Source organism: Variovorax stachyos, assembly GCF_051400855.1.
GTDB lineage: Bacteria > Pseudomonadota > Gammaproteobacteria > Burkholderiales > Burkholderiaceae_C > Variovorax.
Genome location: NZ_JBLFFN010000005.1, coordinates 49,388 through 65,850 on the forward strand (window position 1 = coordinate 49,388; position 16,463 = coordinate 65,850).

16 protein-coding genes and 2 tRNA genes are annotated in these 16,463 nt (G+C 64.9%); 10 read left to right on the plus strand and 8 right to left on the minus strand.

The annotated features are described in order from the left end of the window. Nucleotides 1-56: 56 nt before the first annotated feature. From ACMGEZ_RS10595 to ACMGEZ_RS10625, 7 genes are all read right to left on the minus strand, one after another. Entirely contained in the window at nucleotides 57-605 is a 549-nt protein-coding gene (locus ACMGEZ_RS10595) for a GspH/FimT family pseudopilin (RefSeq protein WP_436822238.1), read from the minus strand. Next, nucleotides 602-3,715 carry a pilus assembly protein gene (locus ACMGEZ_RS10600; RefSeq protein WP_436822239.1) on the minus strand — a complete coding sequence of 1,038 codons (3,114 nt, stop codon included), beginning with the start codon at nucleotides 3,713-3,715 and terminating at the stop codon, nucleotides 602-604. The genes ACMGEZ_RS10595 and ACMGEZ_RS10600 overlap by 4 nt, the downstream gene beginning before the upstream one ends. Nucleotides 3,716-3,756: 41 nt before the next feature. Then, on the minus strand, nucleotides 3,757-4,302 hold the full coding sequence (locus ACMGEZ_RS10605; RefSeq protein WP_436822565.1) for a pilus assembly PilX family protein: 546 nt from the start codon (nucleotides 4,300-4,302) through the stop codon (nucleotides 3,757-3,759). A 5-nt stretch (nucleotides 4,303-4,307) separates the two neighbouring features. Continuing rightward, complete coding sequence (locus ACMGEZ_RS10610) at nucleotides 4,308-5,474, minus strand: PilW family protein (protein WP_436822240.1); 1,167 nt, start codon at nucleotides 5,472-5,474, stop codon at nucleotides 4,308-4,310. Then, nucleotides 5,471-6,025: a prepilin-type N-terminal cleavage/methylation domain-containing protein gene (locus tag ACMGEZ_RS10615; RefSeq protein WP_436822241.1), complete on the minus strand. Its 555-nt coding sequence runs from the start codon at nucleotides 6,023-6,025 to the stop codon at nucleotides 5,471-5,473. Before ACMGEZ_RS10615 ends, ACMGEZ_RS10610 begins: the two co-directional genes overlap by 4 nt. Further along, nucleotides 6,019-6,396, minus strand: a complete 378-nt coding sequence (locus ACMGEZ_RS10620) for a type IV pilin protein (protein WP_436822242.1) — start codon at nucleotides 6,394-6,396, stop codon at nucleotides 6,019-6,021. Before ACMGEZ_RS10620 ends, ACMGEZ_RS10615 begins: the two co-directional genes overlap by 7 nt. Before the next feature lie 216 nt (nucleotides 6,397-6,612). Further along, nucleotides 6,613-7,578: a LysR family transcriptional regulator gene (locus tag ACMGEZ_RS10625; RefSeq protein WP_436822566.1), complete on the minus strand. Its 966-nt coding sequence runs from the start codon at nucleotides 7,576-7,578 to the stop codon at nucleotides 6,613-6,615. Between the two features lie 76 nt (nucleotides 7,579-7,654). Between ACMGEZ_RS10625 and ACMGEZ_RS10630 the strand changes: the two genes are divergently transcribed. The 7 genes from ACMGEZ_RS10630 (at nucleotide 7,655) to ACMGEZ_RS10660 (ending at nucleotide 12,802) form a co-directional block, all read left to right on the plus strand. After that, nucleotides 7,655-8,530: an alpha/beta fold hydrolase gene (locus ACMGEZ_RS10630; protein WP_436822243.1), complete on the plus strand. Its 876-nt coding sequence runs from the start codon at nucleotides 7,655-7,657 to the stop codon at nucleotides 8,528-8,530. Between the two features lie 18 nt (nucleotides 8,531-8,548). Continuing rightward, the gene (locus ACMGEZ_RS10635; RefSeq protein ID WP_436822244.1) at nucleotides 8,549-9,637 is read left to right on the plus strand and encodes a tartrate dehydrogenase; all 1,089 of its coding nucleotides are present in this window, start codon (nucleotides 8,549-8,551) and stop codon (nucleotides 9,635-9,637) included. Between the two features lie 244 nt (nucleotides 9,638-9,881). Then, complete coding sequence (locus ACMGEZ_RS10640; protein ID WP_007830705.1) at nucleotides 9,882-10,154, plus strand: HU family DNA-binding protein; 273 nt, start codon at nucleotides 9,882-9,884, stop codon at nucleotides 10,152-10,154. 16 nt (nucleotides 10,155-10,170) lie between these two features. After that, nucleotides 10,171-10,246, plus strand: a tRNA-Val gene (locus ACMGEZ_RS10645). Between the two features lie 61 nt (nucleotides 10,247-10,307). After that, nucleotides 10,308-12,236 carry a peptidylprolyl isomerase gene (locus tag ACMGEZ_RS10650; protein ID WP_436822245.1) on the plus strand — a complete coding sequence of 643 codons (1,929 nt, stop codon included), beginning with the start codon at nucleotides 10,308-10,310 and terminating at the stop codon, nucleotides 12,234-12,236. A 31-nt stretch (nucleotides 12,237-12,267) separates the two neighbouring features. Next, nucleotides 12,268-12,343 (plus strand) — tRNA-His (locus ACMGEZ_RS10655). 120 nt (nucleotides 12,344-12,463) lie between these two features. Further along, on the plus strand, nucleotides 12,464-12,802 hold the full coding sequence (locus ACMGEZ_RS10660; RefSeq protein ID WP_436822246.1) for an H-NS histone family protein: 339 nt from the start codon (nucleotides 12,464-12,466) through the stop codon (nucleotides 12,800-12,802). Between the two features lie 61 nt (nucleotides 12,803-12,863). Here ACMGEZ_RS10660 and ACMGEZ_RS10665 read toward each other — a convergent pair whose 3' ends face one another. After that, nucleotides 12,864-13,850, minus strand: coding sequence for an NADPH:quinone oxidoreductase family protein (locus tag ACMGEZ_RS10665; RefSeq protein WP_436822247.1), 987 nt, complete (start codon nucleotides 13,848-13,850; stop codon nucleotides 12,864-12,866). A gap of 121 nt (nucleotides 13,851-13,971) precedes the next feature. Here ACMGEZ_RS10665 and surE point away from each other — a divergent pair, with 121 nt between their 5' ends. The 3 genes from surE to ACMGEZ_RS10680 are packed head-to-tail and all read left to right on the plus strand — an operon-like array spanning nucleotide 13,972 to nucleotide 16,459. Further along, nucleotides 13,972-14,736 carry a 5'/3'-nucleotidase SurE gene (gene surE / locus ACMGEZ_RS10670; RefSeq protein WP_436822248.1) on the plus strand — a complete coding sequence of 255 codons (765 nt, stop codon included), beginning with the start codon at nucleotides 13,972-13,974 and terminating at the stop codon, nucleotides 14,734-14,736. Nucleotides 14,737-14,738: 2 nt separating this feature from the next. Further along, nucleotides 14,739-15,512, plus strand: a complete 774-nt coding sequence (locus ACMGEZ_RS10675; protein ID WP_436822249.1) for a protein-L-isoaspartate(D-aspartate) O-methyltransferase — start codon at nucleotides 14,739-14,741, stop codon at nucleotides 15,510-15,512. A gap of 11 nt (nucleotides 15,513-15,523) precedes the next feature. Continuing rightward, a complete protein-coding gene (locus ACMGEZ_RS10680; RefSeq protein WP_436822567.1) occupies nucleotides 15,524-16,459 on the plus strand; it encodes a peptidoglycan DD-metalloendopeptidase family protein in 936 nt (311 codons plus the stop codon). The last annotated feature ends 4 nt before the right edge of the window (nucleotides 16,460-16,463 follow it).

Genomic DNA, 16,463 nt, shown 5'->3' on the forward strand with positions numbered 1-16,463 from the left:
GCCGGCCAGTTTTTGCAAGTCGGCGAGGATCGCATAAAAAAATGCTTAGTCCGGCTTCAGGCGCAGGTGCCGAGAGCCGTTCGCGTGATCGAAGCCCGCCCGGTGGCGCTGATCTTGACGACGCGTTCCTGCCCGCCCACGCTGGGGCTCGCGCGGCAGATGGTGAAGGTGGCCTGGCTGGCGCCGACGCCGGTGGACTCGAAGCTCAGCGAGGTGGTGCCGCCGCCTTCCGTGAGCTTGTAGCCCGCGGCCGCGGCCGGCTGCTGGTGGATGACCGTCGTGCCGCTGAGCACGATCCAGCCGGTCTCCCAGCCGCCCGACGTGCTGCAGCTGGTGCCGTTGGCGGACACGCACATCGTGACCTGGGCGTTGCGCTTGATCGCCTCCGTGCGTGCCAGCTGACTGCCGGCCACCAGATCGGTGGCATAGGAAGTCAGGCGGTTGGAAAGCCGGATTCCGTCGAAGGAGGGCACGGCCACCGCGAGCAGGATCGCCAGCACCGTGATCGTGACCATCAGCTCGATGAGGGTGAAGCCGCGCCGGCGGCCGGCCGATCGGCGTCCGAGCCTGACCGCGAGCGAGCGACGGACGTTTGCAGCGCTCACTTCTGGATGAACCAGTAGACCCGGCCCTTCGGCTGGCGGAAGGCGGCTTTGCCGAAAGTCTCCTTGGGGCTCAGGACGGAGTCCCGGCTGCCTCCGATGACCACGTCCCGCACGCCGTTGTTGTCGTCCCTGACCCGCCCCACGAAAGGGGAAGGGGCTAGGCCGCCACCGACGACGACGTCGGAACGCGTCCCTCCCTGTGCGGGCGAGGCGTCGAGATAGGACACGTTGTAGACGCTGGCGGTACCGAGATCGGCGCGGCAGGTCTGGCTCTGATTCAAGGGGTTGCTCGGTATGTGGGTGCTGAACGTGGTGGTGCCATAGGCCGTGACGGACGAGGTCACGACCTGCTCGCCCGCCGCCAGCGCCAGGTACCAGCCCTTCTTGGCCGCCAGGTCGGTGCCGGTCGGGGTCGATGTGCCCGTGATGGCAACCAGAGACTGGTGGCACAGCACCTTGACGGAGCCGCAGCGTGAAGCTTCTGCGTCCAGCCAGCTTGTGTCGGCGGGCTTGTCCACCAGCATGTAGAAGCGGTTGGCAACGGACAAGGCATATTCGTAGTACCGCAGCGGCTTTTCGCGATCGCCGGAGCCCAGGAGCAGCACGTACAGGCCGTTGTCCTCGACGACGTCGGGGCCGAACATGAACTTGCGATTGGGGGTGCAACTGACGGCATCGTCGCAGCCCAGCGAGGCGAGCGTCGTCATCTCCCAGGTGCCGGGGGCACGGTCCTCGATCTTGATGCGGTAGACATTCCCGCCCAGGTCCGCCGCATAGGCGTACTTGGCCAGTCCGGCGGCGTCGTTCACGATCGTGACCTCGCCGGAGACCGCGCGGGCGGTGGTGAATGTACTGAGCACGATTCCCGAACTGGCATCGAGCACGTAGACCTTGTTGCCCTTGGTGCTCGAACTGCACGCTTTCGTGGAGACGTTCGTGTCCACGTCCTCGCATTTGTCGTAGCCGCCGCCGAAGATCAGCAGCGGTCCGCTGCTGTAGCCGGAAGCCTTCACGACCTTCGGTGCTGACCAGGTCTGGCCGATACCTTCGAAGCCGATGTCGCATCCGGTGTCGTTGTCCTGGTTGGGGCAGCCCTTGCGCCACTTGAGCGTCGGTGCAGTCGGGTTCGACACGTCGAAGGCATAGAGCGCGCGACCGCCGCGGCGCATGCTTGCGAACAACCACGTATCGCTGCCTTGCCGGTAGGCGGAAACCGGACCATCCATGCCATAGGGCTTGGGTGCGGCGGCGCCGGTGGTCGTGGCGGTGGTCTGGGGATAGTTGATGCGGACGGTGTTGTCGCGCAGCCGTTTCAGGCTGCCGTAGAACTCCGGCGGGATGAACGACCACAGTTCGCTGCCGGCAGGGGCCGAGCCCAACAGTGCGCTCGTCGTGCTGCGATTGCCGTTGACGGCGCGCAGCGCACCATCGTTGCCGCCATAGAACACCACCACCTGCGGCGCCGAATCGGTGCCGTAGTTGATGGCCACCGGGCGTGAATGAACCACATCGCCGTGCACCGATGGGCGCATGTCGGGGTAGGTCAGCGGATTGCCCTTGGCATCCTTCAAGGGGTTGCCGCTGCTGTCGAGCCTCTCGTCGCCCTTGTTGTCCTCGCCGCGGACCCAATTGACCAGGGTGTCGCGGTCGGCGTCGGTCGATACGCCGACATCCGCGCGCTTCACGTTGCCGGCGCTGAAGTCGATCAAGCTCGTGCAGGCACCGGGCGCGCAGGTCTTGACGTTCCGAGCGGGGACCGTCATGTGTCGCAGCAGATAGCCCTGGGCACCCTTTTCCACGATGTTCCCGTCGGGGCTGTCTGCGACCTCCTTGCCGATGCAGTCGCCCGCCGGACGGAAACTCCAGTACTTGTCGGTGTCGCTGCGCGCAGGTGTCCAAAAGCTGCGCGCGCAGGGAGCGATGAAGCCCGTCTCGGCGTTGATGGCATTGGCGTCGTCAGCATCCTGCAGGATCAGCTGCTTGTTGCCATCCAGGCCCAGCTTGTACTGCTTGAGGTTGCCGTTCCAGCGCGGCAAGGCATCCTGGTCCGGACGGAACATCCCGACGAACACCTGGTTCAGGTAGGTGCCTTGCGTGTTGACGCTCACGGGCAGGCTCACCGAGGAGAACACGCTGTTGACGGACTGGATCTTGCTGAAGATGTCGTTGAGCGCGTCACCCAATGCCGCGCCCAGGTCGGGCTTAGCGCGCAGATCGTAGTACTCGCCCTTGCTCTGGCCGGCCATGCTTTTGAGCAGGGCGGTCCAGCCGGGGCCCTGGCCACCGCTCGCTGCGGCAGCCTCGATGGTGTAAACCTTCACGCCGAGGCTGGTGTTCAGGAACTTGGCCCACTCGTCGGCCATGTTGTCCTGCGAGCCGCTCGGAGTTAAGGGGATCGTTGTGGTCGAGCCGCCGACCGCCTGCAACGCATCGGCAGCCGTCTTGGTGTCGCTGGTGTTGTCCTGAGGAGCGCCGTTGCTGATGTAGATGACGTAGGTGCCGGTGCAGTGGGCCGTGTTCGGGCTGTTGTACGCCGTGCCGTCAAACGCGCTCAAGGCGTTGCCCGGCAATGCGTAGATGGCCTTGGACGCCGCTGTGCCCGTGATGTTTCCGGTGTAGTCCGTCTTCAGCTTGTTGTTGCCGGCCATCGGCGCGCCGCCGGTGAGATAGCGGTGGATCTCCACCATGGTCTTGCCGACCTTGCCGCCATTGGACTTGTCGCCGAGCTTGTCGAGCCTGCCGGGACTGTCCGCGCGAAAAAGTGCGCCGTACTTGACCTTGGTGCCATTGTCCAGCGTGCGGACAGCGGCGCGCACGTAAGCTCCGTCGACGTTCGAGTTGCCATTGCCTGTCTCGCTGAACATCATCAGGCCCACGCGGAATCTGTCAGGCTTGAGGCTTTCGAAGGCGGTCGCCAGAGCAGTCATTTCAGCCTCGAAGGGCTGGCTCCAGTTGGCCGTGTTGTCCAGAACGAAGATCACGTTGGGAAGATCCGTGACGACTGGGGTGTAGCCAGTGAACAGGTCGATGTCCTCCGCCCGCGCCGGTGTCGCCAGCTGCAGCACCAGCAAGGCAGCGGCCCACAGTGGTTTGAGAAAGTTCTTTTTCATTTGTCGAACCTGTTCATCGTCTGATCGCAAGAAAGAACGCCTCAGGGGCAGAAGGCTTCGAACTGCGCCTGGCTCATGAGCACGCGCACGCCTTGCCGGACCGCGATCGAGGCGCCGGTCGCGTCGTCCGTCACGGTGGTGCTGATGTCCCAGACGGCGTTGTATTGATCCGGCACCGTGGTCAGCCCAGAGCCGCTGGTGGAGCCACCGCCGGTGATTCCGCCTGGGCCCGTCCTCGTGCCGCCGCCTCCTCCGCCCGAGGCCTTGGTCACCCGCGCGCAGGTCGGTGGTGCGACCTGCACCGTGTAGTCGGTCTTGCCGTCGTTGTTGATGTCCACCAGGCTGGCAGTCGCCACCGGCGCCACCATCGACGGGGTGCCGTCCGCGTTGGGCGGCAACAGCGAGGCGGCGACCTCCTCGATGGCTCGGTTGGCCGCCGCGACGGCCTCGTTGCGCGTCTGCATGTTGCCGACGGACTTGAGGTTGGAGATGCTGACGTTGAACGCGACGACCACCGTCAGGGTGATAAGCACCAGCATGATGAGGCCGACGATCAGCGCGGCGCCGCGCTGTCGGCTCGGGGTCATGGTTCTCACGGCGGCGTTTCCCTTCGGCCTGCGACGTTGGTCAGGCGCACGGTGGTGGAGAACACGTGCCGCTTGTACTGGTCGTTGTAGGCAGGAAGGGTCGCGGCGCTGCCGAGCTCGTAGGTCTTGTTGTCGGTATGGCCCGGCGAAGGCTCGATGCTGCGCGCGAGCAGGTAGAACTTCACGGCGACCGTATTGATCAACTGGTCCGCCGTGCACGGCGTGGCGGTGGTGCAGCGCACGAATGCGCCGTCGGGGCTGCCGTCTCCTCGATTGGTCGGTGTCGTCTTGTTGGTGGCATCGAGCCAGTTGATGGCCTGCGTGTAGTTCACGGCGAGACCGGTCTTGCCCAGCGTATCCAGCCCCAGTTCCACGCGAAGGCCCTCGATGCCTTCGATCAGCGCCACCGGCTGCGGATAGGTGGGCGTGCCGCCCGCGGTGTCCAGGCGCGAGCGCACCAGTGTCGGGATGCCGTCGCCCTCGGCTTCGGCGTAGTCGCGGATGTAGTAGATGTCGGAGATGAACCTGCGCTTGACTGCCGCATTGGTGCAATCCTTGCGCAGGATGCTGTTGAAACCGGTGGTGTTCAGCTCGAAGGTCGAGGGCGTTTGCGTCGCGCACAAGGACGATTGGAAATAGAGCTTGCCCGCAGGAATATCGCTTTCGCAGTTGGGCGTGCCTGGCAGGCACGTCTCGGCATGACGCACCACCAGCACATCGGTGTCCGCCTTCTTGTGGGTCACGATCGCGGCACAGCCGGCGGGAACGTCCTCGTAGCTCTGCACGGGAATGTCGAGCAGGCTGCGCTTGTAGGCGTCGGTCCAGTTGGCCGGCGTGTAGGCGAGGCAGGGGTCGGGCGCAGCGCCGGTCGGCACGTCGGCGGGCACCGTGGTCAGAGTCAGGTCGTCGAACTGGGGCATGTAGTTTTCCCAGAAACCGGCGTGCGCGACCTCGTTCTCCAGGACGTGCACGGCGAGCCGGCCGCTTTCGATCTGCCGGTTGACCTTGACCATTTCCCGGTTGGAACGCGACACGTTGAGGTACAGGGTGATCAGGGCTGCCACGATGATGAGCGTGATGGCGATCGACACCATCAGCTCGATCAGGGTCAGGCCCCGCTGCGCGGCAGCGGCATGCGCGCGCGAGAAGCGACTACGGGATCTCGCCTTCATGTGAGTGAGCCGATGCGCACCAGGGTCGTCACCGTGCGGCGGCACAGGTCGTCCTTGCAAGGCGATGTCGTCGGGTCGCCGTTGTAGAGGTTCTTGCCGCAGGCGACGCCGTCGGGCGGCGCAGAGATCGGCACCAGGCCCTGCCAGGCCACGGTGATCAGGTACTCGTTGTTGCCCAGGTCCTCGACGCAGCCGCGGCCGCCGATCACGGTGCCCATCTTGCTGGTGCCGGACGTCTCTGCCGCGCCCTGTAGCGCGTTGCACCATTCCGCCGCGTCGACCTGCTGGCGGCTGCCTGTGGCGGCGGGGCAGTTGCCGGTGCCCACGGGCGTCGCCGTGACGTAGCTGCCGGCGGCGCGGCGGTTGATGGCGATGCGGTTGGCCATGTCGTTCAGCAGGATCAGCGCCTGGGAGCGCTGGTAGGCCTCCATCTCGGACACCTGCAGGCGGGATTGCAGGCCGACCAGTCCGAGCAGGCCGAAGGCGATGATGACCAGGGTGACGAGCGCTTCCAGCAGGGTGGCACCGCGCTGCGAGTGGAGCTTCACCATTTTTCGGGGGGCTCCTTGAGGCCCTCGTTGTTGAGCTTGAGTATGACGTCGCTGGCTTGGCTGTTCTTCGGCGTGAAGGTCACGGTGAAGCCCGGCACGGGACCGGTGGCCAAGGTGATGTCCCAGTCGTAGTTGGCGCTGACCTCCGCCGGCACTGCGTAGCCGAGCGCAGCCTTGTCGGCGTAGCTGCGGTTGGCCAACAGGAACTGTTGCTCACGATTGGCGATGTCCATCATCTGCGCCTGCGCCGCGGACCGTTTGGAACGAATGACGTATTGCTGGTAGCTGGGCAGAGCGATGGCGGCCAGGATGCCGACGACCGCTATCGTGATAACCAATTCGATCAATGTGAAACCGTGCTGTTTGCGCATCAACTCTCCAACCGCCTTGCTCTCTGGGACCCGTGCAGAGTACCGACGACATACCGATAACCAGAAATGTGACGATATGTTAAGAATGTGAAATTATCACACTGAGCTGTCAGAAAGCGCGACAAATGGTCGATTTCTCCCGCCAAGCGGCGCAGAGGCGTAGTCGGAAGCACACAACGCCGGGGCCGAAATACCCAGCCGGCATGGGGAGGTTTGTTACACCTTGTGATGCCTGGGACCCACGCGTGCAGGCGCCGCCGGCTTCCAGGGCTCCGGGCGAAATTGTTCGATCAGGAAGTCGACCAGCAGACGGACGCGGCGCGGCGTCCTGGCGCGCCAGGGGGCAATCCACTGGATGTCGGCTTCAGGCATCGACAACTCTGGCAGCACGCGAACGAGTTCGCCCGAGCTCAGTTGCGGCTCGATGTCCCAGAGGCTGCGCAGCACGATCCCGCGGCCGGCGAGGCACCAGTCGCGCACCAACTCGCCGGAATTGCTCGACAAGGGGCCGCTGACCTGAACGCGCGTGGAGGCGCGATTCTTCGCGTCGCTCAAGGTCCACACATCGGAGCGTCGGGCAGACGCATCCTCGTTTTCGTGCACGACCAGGCAATCGTGCCCGGTAAGGGCTTGCGCATCCGCAGGTGTTCCGCGCCGTCGGAGGTAGGCAGGCGAAGCGGCCAGCACGCGCTGGTTCCGCGCCAGCCGGCGTGCGACCCAATCACCCGCGTGCCGGACCGGCGTGGACCAGAGCCATACCGCACCGTCGTAGCCTTCGGCACCAAGATCCGGGAGGCGTTCCGTGAGGTGAAGTTCGATCTGCAAGGCGGGGTATTGCTGTCCGAACTGGGCGAGCGCTGGGCCTAGCCAGCGTCGTCCGAATCCGAAGGTGGCGGCGATCCGCAGTGCGCCGCTCGGCTCCTTCTGCCGCTCCCGCAGCTCGGACTCGAGTGCCGCGAAGCCTTCGAGCAGACGTTCGGCATGTGCGCAGACGGCCTCGCCCTCGGCAGTGAGGCTCAGGCGGCGAGTGGTGCGCTCGAAGAGGCGATGGCCGACCCCTTCCTCGAGCTGTGCGAGTCGCTTGGTGACGACCGAGGGCACCACGCCCAATGCCGTGGCTGCACCAGCCAGGCTGCCTGCATGGCGCACGGAGAGAACCAACTCGAGATCACTGCGTTCCATTCGTTCCCTGCTGGAAAGAGTCAATTCGCTGATTGTTTCTTGATGAGGCCCAGAAGCACAACGCACAATCGCGGGCATGCAGAACGGTTTTTCTCCTTTCCACGTGGTTCGCGACGAGGTCCGCCTGCACGGGCGCATCGGCGGAAAGGGCGCGCCCTTGCTGCTGCTGCACGGACATCCGCAGACACATGCCATCTGGCAGCGCGTGGCGCCCGCGTTGGCCACCCGCTTCACGCTGGTGATGATGGATCTGCGCGGCTATGGCGACTCGGATCGGCCGGCGACCGATGCCGCGCACCTTCCTTACAGCAAGCGCGAGATGGCAAGAGACGCAATGGCGGTGATGCGCCATCACGGCTTCGAGCGCTTCCACGTTCTGGCACACGATCGCGGCGCGCGTGTTGCGCACCGGCTCGCCATGGATCACCCTCGGGCCGTCGAGCGCTTGATGCTGCTGGATATCGCGCCGACGCTGGCGATGTACGAACAGACGTCCGATGCCTTCGCCCGTGCGTACTGGCACTGGTTCTTCCTGATCCAGCCGCCGCCGCTGCCCGAGGCTCTGATCGAGTCCGACCCGGTGCGCTACGTCCGCAGCGTGATGGGCAGCCGACATGCCGGCCTGGCGCCTTTCGCGCCCGAGGCGCTGGCCGAGTACGAGCGCTGCGCCGCGATCGCCGGCACGGCGCGCGGCATCTGCGAGGACTACCGTGCCTCGGCGACGATCGATCTCGAGCATGACCGCGCCGACATCGCAGCCGGCCTGAAGCTCGTGCAGCCGCTGCGCGTGCTGTGGGGCGAGCACGGCGCGGTGGGGCGCTGCTTCGATGTGCTGGGGCTTTGGCGCGAGCGCGCCGAGCGGGTGTCCGGTGCTGCGCTGGCCTGCGGCCACTACATTCCCGAAGAGGCATCCGAGGCGCTGGCCGAAGAAGCGCTTCGATTTTTTGTTTGATACCTGAAGGAAGACATCATGAGCGGCAAAAAGCGCATCGCCGTGATCGCCGGAGACGGCATCGGCAAGGAAACCATGCCCGAGGGGCTGCGCGTGCTCGATGCGGCGGCGCGCAAGTTCGGCATCGACCTGCATTTCGACCACTTCGGTTTCTCGAGCTGGGACTACTGCGAGAAGCACGGCAAGATGCTGCCGGACGACTGGAAGGATCAGATCGGCGGCCATGATGCGATCTATTTCGGCGCCGTCGGCTGGCCCGAGAAGATCCCGGACCACGTTTCTCTCTGGGGATCTCTGCTGCTGTTCCGCCGCGAGTTCGACCAGTACGTCAACCTGCGGCCCGCCCGCCTGATGCCCGGCATCGTCGCGCCGGTGGTGCGGCGCGACGGCACGGCGCGGCAGCCCGGCGAGATCGACATGTACATCGTGCGCGAGAACACCGAGGGCGAGTACTCGAGCATCGGCGGGCGCATGTACGAGGGCACGGCGCGTGAGATCGTGATCCAGGAGACGGTCATGTCGCGCACGGGCGTGGACCGGGTTCTCAAGTTCGCGTTCGAGCTGGCGCAGTCGCGTCCCGGCAAGCACCTGACCAGCGCGACCAAGTCCAATGGCATCTCGATCACCATGCCGTACTGGGACGAGCGCGTGGCCGCAATGGCGAAGAGCTACCCGGACGTCAAGCTCGACAAGTTCCACATCGACATCCTGACCGCGCATTTTGTGCAACGCCCCGACTTCTTCGACGTTGTGGTGGCCAGCAATCTGTTCGGCGACATACTGTCCGACCTCGGGCCCGCCTGTACCGGCACGATCGGCATCGCGCCGAGCGCCAACCTCAACCCCGAGCGCAGCACGCCGTCGCTGTTCGAACCGGTGCACGGCTCGGCGCCGGATATTGCAGGCAAGGGCATCGCCAACCCGATCGGTCAGATCTGGTGCGGCGCCATGATGCTCGAGTTCCTCGGATACAGGAACGCGCACGACGCGATCCTGGCCGCCATCGAGAAGGTGCTGGCGCCGGAGAGCGGGGCGCCGCGCACGCCGGACATCGGCGGCAGCGCGGGCACCATCGACATCGGCCGCGCGATTGCGCAAGCGCTCTGAACGTAGCCGCCTGGGAAAAAAGGACCGCGCAAAACATCACTAGAATCGCGGGCCTCGCTGGATTGCGCGGCCTCGTGTCGTATTGACACCCCGTGGACCAGTGGTTGTAATCCTTGTCGGCAGCGCGCTGCCGGCGCATCAGAACTGCCATCCTTTCTTCTTCAACGAACCCCGTGGCTTCGTCACGGGGCCGGCACCGCTTCTGACGCTACCCGATCAACTATCTATCCTGCAAGGGGTCCTTGTGAACAAAACCGAACTGATTGAGCACATCGCAAAAAACGCCGACATCTCGAAAGCCGCTGCCACGCGCGCACTCGAATCGACCATCGGCGCCATTCGTACGACGCTCAAGAAGGGCGGCTCAGTCTCGCTCGTCGGTTTCGGCACTTTTGCTGTGGGTAAGCGCGCTGCACGCACGGGCCGCAATCCGCGCACCGGCGACGCGATTAAAATCAAGGCCGCCAAGATCCCGAAGTTCCGCCCCGGCAAGGCGCTGAAAGATGCGCTGAACTAAGAGTCATATCCCGGTTGGGTGCTTAGCTCAGTTGGTAGAGCGGCGCCCTTACAAGGCGTAGGTCGGGGGTTCGAGCCCCTCAGCACCCACCAACCGATGCAAAGGCGAACAGTGAGTTCGCCTTTTTTGTTTTTCGCTGAAGAGACCCCATCCATGTTCGATTTCATCCGACAGCACAACAAGATCCTGATGGCTGTTCTGTTCCTGTTGATCGTGCCGTCATTCGTGGTGGTCGGCGTGCTGGACCGCTACAGCGGTTCCGGCGACAAGGGCGAGAAGGTTGCCAGCGTGGCAGGCGAGAGCATTCACCGTCCGGAATGGGATACGCAGCACCGCAACGATGTCGATCGCATTCGCCAGCAAAGGTCCGACGTCGACCCTGCGATGTTCGATACCGATGCGCAGCGCTACGCAACGCTGGAGCGGATGGTGCGCGACCGCGTGCTGGCCGCCGCTGCGGCCCAGGACCATTTCGTCGTCACCGAGCAGCGCCAGCTCGAGATATTCCAGAACGATCCGGGCCTGGCGAGCTTCGTCGTCGTCAAGGATGGCAAACGCCAGTTCGACCGCGAGCTGTTCTTGCGCGCTACGGGCATGACCCCCGAGCAGCACCAGGCCGCGCTCGCTGCGCAGATGGTGCGCCAGCAGGTGCTGAAGGGCATTGCCGATACGGCGCTCGCGACACCGGCACAGACTGCCGTTCTGCTCGACGCCTTCTATGACCGCCGCGAGATCCAGGTGGCGCGTTTCGCTCCCAGCGAGTTTGCGGCGAAGGTCACTGTCAGCGATGCGGACCTGGAGGCCTATTACAAGCAGCACGTCGCGCAGTTCCAGGTGCCGGAGCAGGCGAGCGTCGAGTACCTCGTGCTGGATCTCGAGGCTGCCAAGAAAAACATCACGGTCAACGAGGCCGACGTGCGCACCTACTACGAACAGAACCGCGAACGCCTAGGCACGAAGGAGGAGCGGCGTGCCAGCCACATCCTGATCAGTGTGCCCTCGGGCGCCCCAGCCGCCGAGCGCGAAAAGGCGCGCGAGAAAGCGCAGGGATTGCTTGCCGAGGTCAAGAAAGCACCAGGCAGCTTCGCGGAGATCGCACGCAAGAATTCGCAGGATCCGGGCTCGGCGGAAAAGGGCGGCGATCTCGACTTCGTGACCCGCGGGGCGATGGTGAAGCCGTTCGAGGATGCGATGTTCGCGCTCAAGAAGGGCGAGATCAGCGACTTGGTAGAGACCGAATTCGGCTACCACATCATCCAGCTCAACGACATCAAGCCGGGCGCGGTCCCGCCCTTCGAGCAGGTGCGCGCAAAGATCGAGGACGAGGTTCGCAGCCAGCAAGCAACGCAGGAGTTCGCCAAGGCGGCCGAGACCTTCACCGATGCCGTCTATCAGCAGCCCGACAGCCTGAAGCCGGCCGCCGAGAAGCTGAAGCTCGCGATCCGAACCGCCGACAAGGTGACACGCACGCCTGCGCCCGGTGCGACGGGCCCCCTGGCCAGCCGCAATTTCCTGAACGCCTTGTTTGCGGCCGATTCGCTGGAGCGCAAGCACAACACGGAGGCGATCGAGATCGGTCCCAACCAGCTCGCATCCGGGCGCGTGACGCAGTACACCCCGGCACGAGCGCAGCCTTTCGAAGAGGTCAAGGACAAGGTTCGGGCACAGCTCGTCGCCGAACGCGCGGGGGCACTGGCCAAGACCGAAGGCGAAGCGAAACTCGCAGCTTGGCAATCGAACGCGGCCGGCGCGAACTTCGGCGCGGCACTGACGGTTTCGCGGCTGGAGACGCAGTCGCAGCCGATGCCGATCATCGAGGCGGCACTGCGCGCCGATCCGGTCAAGCTGCCCGCGCTGGTGGGAGTGGACCTCGGCACGCAGGGATATGCCGTCGTTCGCGTCAACAAAACCGTGCCGCGCACGCCGCCCGCCGCCGAGATGGCGCAGCAGGAAACCCAGCAGGTTGCGTTGGCCACGTCCGCCGCCGAGGCTGCCGCCTACTACGAACTACTCAAGAACCGATTCAAGGCTGAGATCCTGGTGCCGAAACCGGTCGATGCGGGCATTGTCGTCGGACGCTAGCTTTTTTCCGGCTACAATTGCCGGCTCTGCGGTGGCTGTAGCTCAGTTGGTAGAGTCCCAGATTGTGATTCTGGTCGTCGTGGGTTCGAGTCCCATCAGCCACCCCAAACCCCCCCTTGCAAAACGCCGGTCATTCGACCGGCGTTTTTTTTTGGCACGCGCGGTGCTTGCAGCAATTCGGACTTGAATTAGAATTCGGACTTCCTAATTCGGAGGAACTTGCACCAATGGCCTCAACACTTGCCGACATCAATTCCCAGATCAAGAAGCACGACGAGCAGATTGCGCAATTGCGCAAGCAAGCCGAAGAACTGCGCAATCAGGAGCGCGCGAGCGTGGTCGAGGAGTTGCGGAAGAAGATCGCCGAATACGGCCTGACCGCGGCCGATTTGAAGCTCACGGGCCGCAGCACCAGGCGGGGAGCGCCCGCGGCCGCGCCAAAATCCGCCGCGAAGTACCGCAGCCCGACCGGAGAAACCTGGTCAGGCGGACGCGGTCGCAAGCCGCGCTGGATCACCGAGGCTCTGGCGGCAGGCAAATCGCTGTCTGAGTTCGAGATCCACTGAGGCGTCTGCCCGCCAAAAAAAAGCCCGCGATGCGGGCTTTTTGTATGGCAGGCGCAGGCGCTCAGTTGACCATGACGAGCTTGCCCTTGACCCCACGCGAGCCCATGCGGGCGTAGGCCGCCTTGAGTTCGGCCATGGGCATGGTGGCATCAATCACCGGCTTGACCTTGCCTTGGCCATACCATTTCACCAATTCGGCCATCATCTGCGCATTGGCCTTCGGCTCGCGCTTGGCGAAATCGCCCCAGAACACGCCGACCACCGATGCGCCTTTGAGCAGCATCAAATTGAGCGGCAGCGAAGGAATCGGTCCGGAAGCGAAACCCACCACCAGATAGCGCCCCCGCCAGCCGATCGAACGGAACGCGGGTTCCGCGAATTCTCCGCCGACCGGATCGTAAATCACGTCGGGACCCTTGCCGTCGGTCGCCGCCTTGATTGCATCCCGGAACCCATTGGGAAGCGCGTGCGTGGTGTAGTTGATCGTGAGGTCTGCTCCAATGGATTTGCACAGTTCGCATTTCTCGTCCGTCGATGCTGCTGCAATCACCTTGGCGCCGGCGGCTTTCGCGATCTGAATGGCGGCGGTGCCGACGCCGCCGGCTGCGCCGAGCACCAGCACGGTCTCGCCGGGCTTGAGCTGCGCCCGGTCCATCAACGCGTGCCAGGAGGTGGCATAGATCATGATGAAGGCGGCCGCATCGACATGGCCGAAGCCCTCCGGCAGGGGCATGCAGAGGGCGGCGGGCGCCAGCGTGTGGGTGCCGAAGCCACCCGTGCCCGACAGACAGGCAACACTTTGACCCACGCGCAAGTGGGTGACTCCTTCGCCGATCGCCGAGACCACGCCGGCGTACTCCGATCCCGGTACGAAGGGCAGCTGCGGCTTTATCTGGTATTTGTTCTGCACGATCAGCAGATCGGGAAAGTTCAGGCTGGCCGCCTTGATCTCGATCAGCACCTGGTCCGGACCAGGCGCGGGGGTGGGCAGTTCTTTCCAGGTCAGCGCATCGACGCCGGTCGGGTTCTCACAGAGCCATGCGTGCATGCTCGGTCTCCTTGGGTGAATCTGGGGCAACGGATCCGGGTCATGATAGGCCGGACTGCGGGCGGGCATTGTCCCTGTCGTGACGCGCTCGCCGCCTACAATCGCGCGCACTATCAAAGCCATGAAGATACTGATTTCGAACGACGATGGCTTCCAGGCTCCCGGCATCGTGGCGTTGCACGATGCGCTCAAGGATGTAGCGGAAGTCGAAGTGGTTGCACCAGAGCACAACAACAGCGCCAAGTCGAATGCGCTCACGCTCGCGGCACCGCTCTACGTGCACAAGGCGCACAACGGTTTTCGGTACGTGACCGGCACGCCGGCGGATTGCGTGCACATCGCGCTCAAGGGGCTGCTCGACTATCGACCCGATCTCGTGGTGTCCGGCATCAACAACGGCGCCAACATGGGCGACGACACCATCTATTCGGGCACCGTCGGAGCCGCCATGGAGGCGTACCTTTTCGGCATACCGGCAATTGCCTTCTCGCAGATCGAGAAGGGCTGGGCGCATGTCGACGCGGCGGCACGCGCGGCCCGAAGGCTGGTCGAGCAGATCGAGCGCGATCGCATGCTCGGGGGTCCTGCATTCCTGCTCAACGTCAACGTGCCGAACCTGCCATTCGAGGAGCTCAAGCCCGTCAAGGTCTGCAGGCTGGGGCGCCGCCATGCCGCGGAGAAGGTCATCACCCAGGACAGCCCGCGCGGCGAGACCATGTACTGGATCGCGGGCGCGGGCGGCGCGAAAGACAGTGGTGAAGGCACCGACTTCCATGCGACGGCCGCCGGCCACATCGCCTTGACGCCGCTGCAGATCGACCTGACCGACCACGCCAATCTGGAACAGTGGCGCCAGACGGTGGCGCGATTGGGCGAGCCTTCCTGACCATGGCGAGTCAACGGCCAGGGTTTCCCGTGCGGCTCACGCCCACCGCATCGGCTGCGACGCGTGGCCGGCCGTCGGCGGTTCCCGTGAAGCCGCTCGTTCATCACACACCGTCCATGGCATCGGACGCGGTGCGCGCCCGCATGGTTCAGCGGCTCGCCGCGCAGGGCATCGCCGACCCGCGCGTAGTCCGCGCCATGAACACGGTCGAGCGTCATCGATTCGTCGACAGCGCCTTGGTCAATCAGGCGTATGAAGATACCAGCCTGCCGATCGGACTGGGCCAGACCATCTCTAAGCCGAGCGTGGTGGCGCGCATGATCGAGCTGCTGCTCGGTGCGCCTGCCTTGGCGAACAAGCCCGGCGATCGGCTCGGACGCGTGCTCGAGATCGGGACCGGCTGCGGCTACCAGGCCGCGGTGCTGAGCCATGTCGCGGCGGAGGTCTACAGCATCGAGCGCCTGCGCGGCCTGCATGAGCGGGCGCGCGCCAATCTGCGCCCGTTCCGATTGGCCACGGTTCACTTACTCCTTGGGGACGGCATGGTGGGCTACGCGAAGGGCGCTCCCTACGCCGGCATCGTTGCGGCGGCGGGCGGCGATGCAGTGCCGGAGACATGGGTCGCGCAGCTCGCCGTGGGCGGGCGCATCGTCGCGCCGACGCAGTCGTCGACTGGTGGACAGGCCCTCGTCGTCATCGACAAGACAGCACGCGGACTGGAGCGCCGCGTTCTTGAGGCGGTTCACTTTGTCCCCCTAAAATCAGGAATTGCTTGAAGGAAGAACACATGCAGGGTATTGGCAATCGGGGCTGGCTTGCTGGCGTGATGCTGCTGGTCGCACTCTTGATTGCGGGGTGTGCCGCGAAGCGTGGGCCCGTTCCGGTCGAGGACCGCGGCACGATGATCGGTGCGCCAGTTGCTGCTCCGTCGACTGCTCCAGGCACACCTCCCATCACCACCGATGCATCGGGCAAGCCGCTGCCGGGCATCGAGAACTACGGCAAACCGGGGTACTACGCGGTGCGTCCGGGCGACACCATCCGCCGCATCGGCACGGAGACGGGTCAAAACTGGCGCGACATCGCGCGCTGGAACAATCTCGAGAATCCCGACCTGATCGAAGTGGGTCAGGTGCTGCGCGTAATTCCGCCTGCGGGCGCGACCACGACGCCGGCAGCAACGCCCGCGCCCCTTGCCTCTGATGCAGCGCGGACCGCCGGGCCGTCGGCGGGCCCCGCAGCGGCCGCTGCTGCCGCGCCGGCTCCAGCTGCTGCTGCGAGCGCGGCTGCCAAGCCGACGCCTTCCATCGTGACCGCGTCGCCTGCAACACCGGCTGCGACGGCCTCGGGGGACGAAGACGTGGGCTGGATCTGGCCTGCGCAGGGTGCGTTGATTGCCGGCTTCGACGAAGCCAAGAACAAGGGGCTCGACATTGGAGGCAAGGCCGGCGACTCCGTGCTCGCCGCGGCCGATGGGCGCGTCGTCTATGCCGGGGCCGGGCTGCGCGGCTACGGCAACCTGATCATCCTCAAGCACAACAACACCTATCTCACCGCCTACGCCCACAACCGGACGCTCCTTGTGAAGGAGGACCAGTCGGTGCAGAAGGGCCAGAAGATTGCCGAGATGGGCAACAGCGACGCGGACCGCGTGAAGCTGCACTTCGAAATCCGCCGGCAGGGCAAGCCTGTCGATCCGGCGCGCTATCTGCCCGCCCGGTAGGACC